We start from the raw sequence: 10,056 nt of genomic DNA on the forward strand, positions 1-10,056 counted from the left end.
ATAAAGTGCATTCTCTGTTTAATTTAACATAGCACTCCCCAAAAAAGATTCTTAGGGAATTGTTCCTACTCGCTTACCGAACTTATCTGATCCAATCCTTGCTACAAATCTATGTAACCGTTCCTTATCAGCTGTTATCGCCAAGTTGTTGCTTATTATCCTAGGAGTAATGAAAATGAGCAACTCCTCATTTTTAATCATAGCTGATTGATTTTTAAATAACACACCAATCAACGGGAGCCTCCCTAGAAAAGGAACACGATTAATTATGTTATTTTTATCCCGCTTGTAAATTCCTCCTAAAACAATAGTTTGACCGTTATTAACCAATACATTTGTATGCACTTCCTTAGTCAATATAGCAGGTACACCATTAAATACTTTAGTCGACAACGTGTTTTGATTGATTTGTAAATCCATCAAAATTTTGCTGGCGGGCGTAATTTGCGGTGTTACCTTCAAGCTTAATACAGCTTTTTTAAAAGCAACAGTTGTTCCACCACTGGAAGTTGCCTCCTGATAAGGAACCTCCTCCCCCGACTCTATAAAAGCAGCCTGCTGATCTGTTGTTAGAAGACGGGGGCTTGATATTATTTCTCCTCGCCCTTCACTTTCAAGTGCAGAAAGTTCCAAATCAAGAAGAACCCCATTATCTAACTTGGCTAAAGCAATACCAATTGAAGCAGGTGATGCCGTGATTGGCATAACTGCAAGATCAAGATTTAAACGCTCAGCAAATCCAATTTTATCACCTGAAACTGCGTTTTTTAATAGCTGCTCAGTACAACCTGTCCTATTCTTTAAGCAGGCTGGTTTCAATGCACTGAAATGCAAGCCTAACTCCTGAGCAAAATCTTTAGTTACATTAACAATCCGTGCCTCAATTAGCACCTGCTTGACTGGAATATCGAGTTGTCTAACTACCCGTTTTATTTCTTCTATTTGAGCCTGATTATCTCTTATCCAGATTGTGTTGGTTCTTGTATCGACCGTTAATCCACCTCTAGCAGACAGAAGCGCTATATTTTTGTCTTGTAATACAGCAGCAATATCAGCTGCCTTTGCATAGTTAATCTGTAATAAATCTGATCGTATGGGGCCTAAATTTATTAGATCTATCTCAGCTTGTAACTCCTTTTTCTCATGTTCATTTATTTCTTCAACAGGAGCTATCAACATAACCTTGCCAACAATTCTCTTACCTAAAGCTCGTGTTGTAAGAATAATATCCAAAGCCTGATCCCAGGGAATATCATTTAAACGAAGTGTGATATTACCGGTTACTTTATCACTGACTACCAGATCCATTCCAGTAAATTCAGCCAACAACTGAAGAACAGACCGTACCTGAATATTCTGAAAATTTAAAGAGATAGATTTACCAATATATCTCTTTTTCCCAAAACTAGTTTTCTTGACAGCAGTATTAAAGAAGGGGTTATTAAATGCTAATAACTCTCTTTCTTGCTGTAAAAATAGCCTGCCATTTTTATCTGGAGAACGAACATTGAGCCCATTGCCTTGAGCAAATAGATACCCCCCAATCGAATCAAACAAGAAAAAACAGAACAATTATATGCAATCCATGCTCCTAGTTATGCAAATTTAACGTGTAATAAATGATATTTTTATGTCGCTTTCCCCTCGTTGAGATCGTTTTTTTAGTGTTAACGATCTTTCCCCTATCTTAATTATTTTCCCATAGCCAATACCTGGCTCCTCACCTAATTTGCTATAAGTTATTTCACCATTTTTATGAGCAAATAATGCCCATTTATTTGCTTTATTTTTTAGTAATCCTACAAATTTCAATGTCTCTCTACTGGAGCCAGCTAATCGTGATTCTTTCCCTTTATTTTTTGCCATTTTTTCTTAAAAGGGCTTTTTCTATGCCGATATAGGGGGTATCTAAATGTTGTTTCCTTCGCACACTGAATACTGCCAGCATAATCAGTTACAATTCTATTTTTACTTGTTTGATGTACTTTAAAAATTCTTTATCCTGAGAAGAAGTACATGCACTCACCAATGTTGCTATTAGTAGAATAACTAGCCTTTTTTTGTTTCATAATGGTCTATAAATCGTTGCGATTAATTTCATTATCAGTATTTCTGTTTTAACCTTTTGTTTCTCATCAAAAATAGGTAATAACTCAAAATCATCAATAGTCACAATTTTGTCCCACTGGGCAATTTGCTTTAAAAAGAGGGTCAATTGCTCGTAACGTCCTCGAACAGTCATCTTGATTGGTAATTCAACATAAAAATCCATAGCTACTTCTGGTAAAGGAGCAAAAAATTCAAAAACTAGTCCATTGTCAGTGCCTACTTTAGAAATTTCCTCCAATAGCACAGCGATACCTCTTGATGCCGAGAACTGCTTAAGTAGACTTTGGTATTGTTTATTCAGCTCTTTTAAGTTCTTACGCCTAACTTGAAGACTAGCCGCCTTGTGCTGTTTCTTTTCGAATTCAATCTTCAAATTAACTTCTTGATTTTGCAATCGACTATATTGTTGCAAGCTCGGCTTTATAAAAAAACATAATCAAAAACTGTTATTAAAGTAGCGAGTCCTATTATCCTCCAACCGTTTATTTCAATTATCCATTGCTTAATACGCGCTATTGCGAAATGGTTCACTCTAAATTTATTCATTTTGAAAAATGTAAGCACATGTAGGTACCTGTAGATTAAAATTTACTGTAAATTTATGGTACTCATTTATTTTTTCCACCCTATTTTTTTAATTTCAATCCATACTGGCACTTTGACAAAAGGTTTTTTTTCAAGATTGCGTATTAAACTAACTACACTGTGACTTGTCGCCGAATATCCAGCCAAGGTAATTGTGTCGTGACTCTTTTTTACTCCGGCCAGGTAAGCATCATCAGGCATAACTCTATTTAATTCGTTAAATAAATGAAAAAGTAAAATACGAGTCAAAGCCAAGTGCCGCATGACTATCATTCGTGAGATCAAACGCTTTTTTCTTCCTCTAATTTATTAATTTCTTGGATTTGACAGGCAAATTGAGTGATTTCCTCCTCTAGTTGCTGGCTGTGTTGTGACTGCTTAGAAAGCAGTGATACTGTATAAGCATGCATTGAAAAAGTAGTGCTCACTGTTCCTAGTGCTATACCCCAAAAAATTATAATAGCTCTCTTTCTTTCTCGGCACCGTTTGTGTTCTCGCCAAGGTAACAGGTTAATTTCGCTCATCCCCTCAGCCATCCTGTCTCAAAGCCAAACCACAAGCGATCATGAGTGATGGGCCAATATTCATGATCATTTCTGAATTTAGCTCTTTTGAAATAATGAGAGATTGCAAAGGATTAACAAGTTGAGTTGAAATTGTTGTTTTTCTTGTAGCCTGTCTGCAAGCTTTGCCAAACTTGCCAAATTGCCAGCTAACAAAATTTGTGCAATCACAGGTTGATAAGTCAATGATGAAACAAATTGCCAGACCTTTTGCATCCCCGCTAACAACATTTCTACAAACGGCTGAATTATTTTTCTCTCATAAGTATCAGGTAAAATAAGTACCTCTGCTTCAATGTGCCGAGCTTGCTCATAGGGAATACCATAATGTTTTTGAACTAATTCCAATAATTGCCGTTCACCTAAAATTTCTTCATGTGTAAATAGGATATTACTACTATCAGATACAAAGAAATGAGTTAATGACGCGCCTATGCTAATTAGAACAATTATGTTGCCCTGTCGTAATGAAAGTTGCTTAGTAATCAATTGCAGACTTCGCCCGATGGCATATGATTCTACATCAACAATTTTCACCTGCAAACCTGCACGCTTCACTGCTTCTACACGTCGACCCACATGTTCAGTCTTAGCTATAACCATTAACACATCAAGCATCGAGGGCTTTGTTCCGCAATGACCTAGTATTTTGAAATCAACATTAATTTCATTAGGTGGATGAGCAACATAATAGTCTGCTTCAATCAGGACGGCTTCCTCTATCTCGGAATGATCTAAATTTGCACTGAGTTGAATAATTTTGCTAATAACGAGAGAATCAGGTAATGCAATGACTGCCGTATAATCGAAGAAATTATGCTGTAATAATAGTTCTCTGAGACCAGCGCTTACTGCGTTGATTTCCTTAATCGGGTCTGTTTCGCCTTCAATCACCGGCAACAATTTATACCCATAGCCTTCGACGCAAGAGTTTCCATTAGCATTTGGTGATATTGCGAGCAACTTGATTGAAGTCGAACTGATATCGACTCCGAGTATTGAACTCGGCTTAGGGTTGAACCATCTGACCACTTGCATTTTTCCTGTGAATTCCGTTCTCAAAATGGACTTGCATTAAGAAAATTAATTATCCTAGTAAAATTCTTAATAGCGCTGTTGATTCTAATCTAACCTTTTATAAAAAGGAATATTTTTATTGTTATTCCTTTTTACGTGGCCTGAAAATTAAACGTTCTAACTCCCATTAATCTATTTGTCCAACGCTTGCGCTCATCGTATTGTTTTAATATAGTGGATGATCTGGGATGCAACTCTGTATCCTGATTTCAGTTAAAAGGAGTTACTATGTCGCGTTTGCAAAATTTAGTTAATTCTCTCGTTACCGTTGTGCTCAATTATACCGACCCTAAAAGACTAAAGGGACACACTGAAGAGAGCTTACTTCAAAAATCACATGATGATTTAATAGAAGACTTAGCTCAACTCATAGGGGACTCAACTGTTTCCTATGTGACAAGGCGTACACTGCTTGATTACTTTCTTTACGAATTAAATACACTAAAGCCCCTTGCTGATAAATCTACCCCCTTTGGCGAGGCCGAGCTCAAACGTATAAAAACACATTTACTGGCTCTAATTACTAATACCAAAAACTTACTAAAAATCGATAAAACAGATTCTCTCTCTGTAAGTTATAATGAAGAAGAGCGTGACGTATCGGTAGAAATTTTTGGCTTTATAGATGGCGGTACTTTATATTCATCAACTTGTCGTTCCGGGCAAGTGATTCAACATTGGCATGAAGATATAGAAAAGCTATCAGTATTTCCCACCGATAGTCTAAAAAATCCTCAATTATTTCTTGACCATATAGTCGACGAACATCACACAGCCATTCTCCTGCCACATTTAATAGAAGAGAATCAAAGATTAAAAGAAGAGAATAGACGTCTTAGCCAGAGCGAAGCGTTAGCAAAGAGTGAAAAAGAAGCTCTACAAAAAAAGCTGAATCGTTTGACGAACTACAAGAAAAATTTCGCATTATTGAAGAAAGAGAAAACCTGTTGGTGGAAGAAAATAGGCGTCTCCTGGAGGAGCATCCTCGACTACTAAAACGAGGAGAGAGTAGCCAGGAAGAAACTGAACGCTTAAACAGCGAAAATACTCATTCAAGTGAAAAAAAGACGTCTTTAATAGCAACGAATAGCTTTTTGAGAAGAAATATAACACAACGGCCTTTAGTAGGAATTGGCGCACTTGGCCCTCATTTTTTGCACCGAGCATATTGACCAACCCTGCGTTTATACTTCCCACAACGCCTCAATTAACAGTTAAAAAGAGACGCCAGATTCAATGCCTCCACAACTTCTCTGATTTCATTATCATTACCTCCTTCTCAAGGTAGTATGAGAAGGAGTTTTCTTCACTAAAAATTCGCAAAATATCCTCAAATAGCGCTATAATCGGCAAATTCGATTCTATTTATTTATCTCATGAAAAAACCTGCATATTTCTGGCGTAAAGGCTTATGGGCTCTCACTAGCCTTTGTTTTCTCCTTCTAGTGTGTGCAATTCTGCTTTACTTGTATCTTGAAAGCCAGCTCCCTAATGTAGACTCTCTAAAAACGGTGCATTTGCAAGTTCCTCTGCGAGTCTATACGCAAGATGGCTTACTGATCCAGGAATATGGTGAAAAACGCCGTATACCTCTTACCTATGAAGAAATTCCTCCAACACTGGTTCATGCAGTCTTAGCGACTGAAGATCAGCGTTTTTTTGAACACCCTGGTGTAGACATTTTCGGTTTAGGACGTGCTACTGTTCGTATGATTCAAACAGGTACGAAATCGCAAGGAGGTAGTACGATTACCATGCAGGTAGCCCGTAACTTCTTCTTGACTCGTAAAAAACCTTTTTACGTAAATTCAATGAGATTTTGTTAGCTATCAAAATCGATCGTGAATTAAGTAAAGAAAAAATCCTGGAACTCTATCTCAATAAAATATACCTTGGTAACCGCGCTTATGGAGTAGGTGCTGCAGCAATGGTCTATTATGGTAAAACTTTAAAAGAATTAAATCTGGCCGAATTAGCCATGATTGCAGGTTTACCTCAGGCACCATCGACCCAAAATCCCATTGCCAACCCGCTTGCCGCTAAAAAGCGCCGTGATCATGTTCTGGAGCGCTTGTTAGAAGAAAAATATATTGATGAAAAACAATATCAAGAAGCAATTAACCAACCCATCACTGCTAAATATCATAGTACAAATATTGAAGTGAGCGCTCCTTACGTTGCCGAAATGATTCGTCAATCCCTGTACGATCATTTTGGTCCTAAAGCCTATACCAAGGGCTATAAAGTGTACACAACAATAAAAGGTCCCTTACAAACTGCAGCGAATAAAGCTGTTACCGACACACTACTCGCCTATGATCGTCGGCATGGCTACCGCGGTCCCGTCGCCAAGGTCAGTGGAGTCGATGATCAATCACCAGATTATTTACATAAACTGCTTGCCCGATACCCGATAGTTAATGATCTGCAACCTGCTGTTATATTAGAAGTCGGTGAAAAAGAAGCGACTGCCGCTACCCGATATGGCCATAACTTTACTATTCCTTGGGAAGGCTTATCCTGGGCAAGACCAGCACTCAAACATGGCTGGATGGGTAAATCTCCAACTAACGCTCAACAAGTAGTTGCTGTTGGTGATATTGTCTATGTGCGTTATCAGAATGAGCAATGGTACTTAACTCAGATCCCACAAGCAGAAGCAGCACTTGTTGCCTTAAATCCGAATAACGGTGCTATAGAAGCCTTGGTAGGCGGCTTTAATTTCCAAAAGAGCAAATTTAACCGCGCCACGCAATCTGAGCGGCAACCCGGCTCAAGTTTTAAACCTTTTATTTACGCAGCTGCTTTGAATAAAGGTTATACTTTAGCCACCCTTGTAAATGATGCTCCAGTAGTCGTTGATGATCCCAGTCAAGCAAACTTGTGGCGCCCGCATAATGTGAATCTCACCTTTAATGGCCCTACCCGCCTTAAAGACGCTTTGATTCATTCACGCAATCTAGTCTCTATTCGAGTTTTAGATGATATAGGTTTTGATTACGCAATTAATTTTATTACTCACTTCGGTTTTCACAAAGAAAATCTTCCGAAAGCTTTATCATTAGCCTTAGGAAGCTTATCGGTGAGTCCTATGGATTTAACTGCTGCCTATGCTGTTTTTGCCAACGGTGGTTATAAAATCGAACCTTATTTGATCGATCATATCACCAACAATGACGGCAAAATTCTTTTGCAGGCCAAACCATCAGTTGTTTGTGACAATTGTGACCCAAACAAGGCTGATCCAGCCACACTGGCACCACGAGTCATCCCAGCTGACGTCGCCTTCTTAATGAATACCGCTTTAAAGGGTGTCGTTCAGCAAGGGACCGCTCGCGCAGCTAAAGTATTAAATCGCCAGGATATTGCAGGCAAAACAGGAACAACCAATGATCAGGTCGATGCCTGGTTTGCTGGCTTTAATACTGAATTGGTTGTTACTACTTGGGTCGGATTTGATAATCCTCAATCCTTGCACGAATATGCTGCAAACCTTGCTCTCCCTCTATGGATTGATTTTATGAAAGTCGCCTTGGCCAACATGCCGGAGCGGGAATTACCTCAACCACAAAATATTGTTGCTGTTCGGATTGATCCAAAAACGGGCTTACTTGCGAAAAATAATCAGCCTAATGCTATTATTGAATATTTTCGTGAACATGAGGTGCCTGGAGCAGAGGATTCTACACCTTCAAATTCCATAACAGCCTCGCCAGACGCAGGGCAGGATAATCAAGAACAAGAACAAGAAAATTTATTTTAGCTCTGTAGGTCGGGGGCCTCTTGACCCGACGCGTCTCCCCTGCGAACCAATTCGCTATTGGACGAAATCACGCCGTAAACGCCAAGATAGTAGGGATAATTAAGGACTGTTTAGATTTCGCTAGCTTGAGTGATTATGGCATGATGTTCGAGTATCGCAGCGGAGCATACACATTAGTATGTGAGCAGCGAAGCGCAGGAAATCATGCCATAATCACCAAGATAGTAGAAATGTAAACTGTTCTAACCTGCCAACGCATCAGTAGCAGCTACATATTCATAGCCTAATTCACGAGCCACCGCTTCATAAGTGATCATACCTCTATGCACATTAAGACCATTTAACAAATGACCATCGCTTAATAAGGCTAATTTCACACCTTTAGTAACCAAACTCATGACAAAAGACAAGGTTGCATTATTTAAAGCAAATGTTGAGGTTCGTGGTACAGCTCCAGGCATATTGGCTACACAATAATGCACCACATCTTCTACCATATAGGTAGGCTCATGGTGAGTAGTTGCACGGCTTGTTTCAAAACATCCACCTTGGTCAATCGCGACATCAACTACGACTGATCCCGGACGCATCGTTTTTAACATAGTGCGAGTTACTAATTTTGGTGCGGAAGCGCCTGGAACAAGAACAGCCCCTATCACTAAATCAGCTTCAGCAACATAATGTTCCAAAGCTTCCACCGTGGCATAAATAGTATTTAATTTTGAACCAAACTGAAAATCAAGTTCTCGTAGACGGGATAATGATTTATCTATGACTGTCACACGTGCTTCCATACCCATTGCCATTCTCACCGCATTCGATCCTACAACACCACCACCAATTACGACGACATTCGCAGGAGCGACACCTGGCACCCCACCTAATAAGACCCCGCTTCCACCCTGAGCCATTTCAAGGCAATGAGCACCCGCCTGAATCGACATGCGACCAGCAACTTGGGACATAGGGGTCAACAATGGTAACCCACCATCATTTTGAGTCACTGTTTCATAGGCAATTGCTGTAGCGCCAGATTCTTTAAGTAGTCGTGTTTGCTGCGGATCAGGTGCTAAATGTAGATAGGTAAATAAGGTTTGTCCCTCGCGCAAACGTCGGCACTCGACAGGCTGTGGCTCTTTTACCTTCACAATCAATTCTGCTCGTTCAAATACCTCATCTGCTGTAGCAACAATTTCAGCACCAGCTGTATGATATTGTTCATCGCTGATACCAATTCCTAAACCAGCACCCTTTTCCACCAAGACTGTGCTACCAGCACGCACGATTTCTTTAACACTGCCGGGAACAAGTCCCACACGATTTTCCTGTGGTTTAATTTCTTTTGGTACACCAACAAACATAGCTCTTTCCTTCTAATGTTACTTAAATTTTGATCCAAGCAGATAAATTCCTGAAACCACCAGCGCAAGATGAATAACTTCAAAACCCAGATAGTAGAACTATTCTCTGCAACGTTAGCTCCCCGGGAGAAATTCTCAAGCGCTCTTCTTTAATTGCTCAATGAGTTGTGGTACTAATTCAAATAAATCACCTACCAATCCATAATTAGCGATTTGGAAAATTGGCGCATCTTCATCCTTGTTAATAGCAACAATAACTTTGGAATCTTTCATACCGGCAAGATGTTGCACCGCGCCTGAAATCCCAATAGCGAGATATAAACTAGGCGCAACTACCTTCCCTGTTTGACCAACCTGATAATCATTAGGAACAAAACCCGCATCTACCGCAGCCCTGGAGGCACCTACTGCGGCTCCTAATACATCAGCAAGTTCTTCTATTAACTTAAATTTTCTGCACTCTGCAAACCACGCCCACCAGAAACAACAATCTTGGCGCTGCCAAGATCAGGTCGCTCTGAACGGCTTAATTCATGTCGAACAAACTTGCTAGTCGTCGATTCAATTATCTTATCAATATGCTCTATGCAACAGGGTG

Annotated in this window: 7 protein-coding genes and 3 pseudogenes; 2 read left to right on the forward strand and 8 right to left on the reverse strand. The window is 39.6% G+C overall.

Going from position 1 to position 10,056, the window contains the following annotated elements; translation table 11 throughout:
• Positions 1 to 51 precede the first annotated feature (51 nt).
• The 6 genes and pseudogenes from BN58_RS25605 to pilM form a co-directional block, all read right to left on the reverse strand.
• On the reverse strand, positions 52 to 1,557 hold the full coding sequence (locus BN58_RS25605; protein ID WP_019217359.1) for a type IV pilus secretin PilQ: 1,506 nt from the start codon (positions 1,555 to 1,557) through the stop codon (positions 52 to 54).
• 48 nt (positions 1,558 to 1,605) lie between these two features.
• The gene (locus BN58_RS13970; protein ID WP_019217360.1) at positions 1,606 to 1,866 is read right to left on the reverse strand and encodes a pilus assembly protein PilP; all 261 of its coding nucleotides are present in this window, start codon (positions 1,864 to 1,866) and stop codon (positions 1,606 to 1,608) included.
• Between the two features lie 199 nt (positions 1,867 to 2,065).
• Complete coding sequence (locus BN58_RS25610; protein WP_019217361.1) at positions 2,066 to 2,521, reverse strand: type IV pilus inner membrane component PilO; 456 nt, start codon at positions 2,519 to 2,521, stop codon at positions 2,066 to 2,068.
• 200 nt (positions 2,522 to 2,721) lie between these two features.
• Entirely contained in the window at positions 2,722 to 2,958 is a 237-nt protein-coding gene (locus BN58_RS25615; RefSeq protein ID WP_019217362.1) for a PilN domain-containing protein, read from the reverse strand.
• A 17-nt stretch (positions 2,959 to 2,975) separates the two neighbouring features.
• Complete coding sequence (locus BN58_RS28775) at positions 2,976 to 3,218, reverse strand: PilN domain-containing protein (protein ID WP_156812534.1); 243 nt, start codon at positions 3,216 to 3,218, stop codon at positions 2,976 to 2,978.
• A gap of 4 nt (positions 3,219 to 3,222) precedes the next feature.
• Positions 3,223 to 4,295: pseudogene (gene pilM, locus BN58_RS25620) on the reverse strand (type IV pilus assembly protein PilM).
• Positions 4,296 to 4,562: 267 nt separating this feature from the next.
• On the opposite strand from pilM, the gene BN58_RS13995 reads away from it, so the two are divergent.
• Positions 4,563 to 5,330, forward strand: coding sequence for a hypothetical protein (locus BN58_RS13995; protein ID WP_019217364.1), 768 nt, complete (start codon positions 4,563 to 4,565; stop codon positions 5,328 to 5,330).
• Positions 5,331 to 5,710: 380 nt separating this feature from the next.
• Positions 5,711 to 8,097: pseudogene (locus BN58_RS25625) on the forward strand (penicillin-binding protein 1A).
• Between the two features lie 242 nt (positions 8,098 to 8,339).
• On the opposite strand, the gene ald reads toward BN58_RS25625, so the two are convergent.
• Together ald and BN58_RS25630 are read right to left on the reverse strand one after the other, a co-directional pair.
• Positions 8,340 to 9,458: an alanine dehydrogenase gene (gene ald, locus BN58_RS14005; RefSeq protein ID WP_019217365.1), complete on the reverse strand. Its 1,119-nt coding sequence runs from the start codon at positions 9,456 to 9,458 to the stop codon at positions 8,340 to 8,342.
• 135 nt (positions 9,459 to 9,593) lie between these two features.
• Positions 9,594 to 10,056: pseudogene (locus tag BN58_RS25630) on the reverse strand (electron transfer flavoprotein subunit alpha/FixB family protein); the annotation flags it as partial.

The sequence above is a fragment of the Legionella tunisiensis genome, assembly GCF_000308315.1.
In the GTDB taxonomy this organism is placed as follows: Bacteria; Pseudomonadota; Gammaproteobacteria; order Legionellales; family Legionellaceae; genus Tatlockia; species Tatlockia tunisiensis.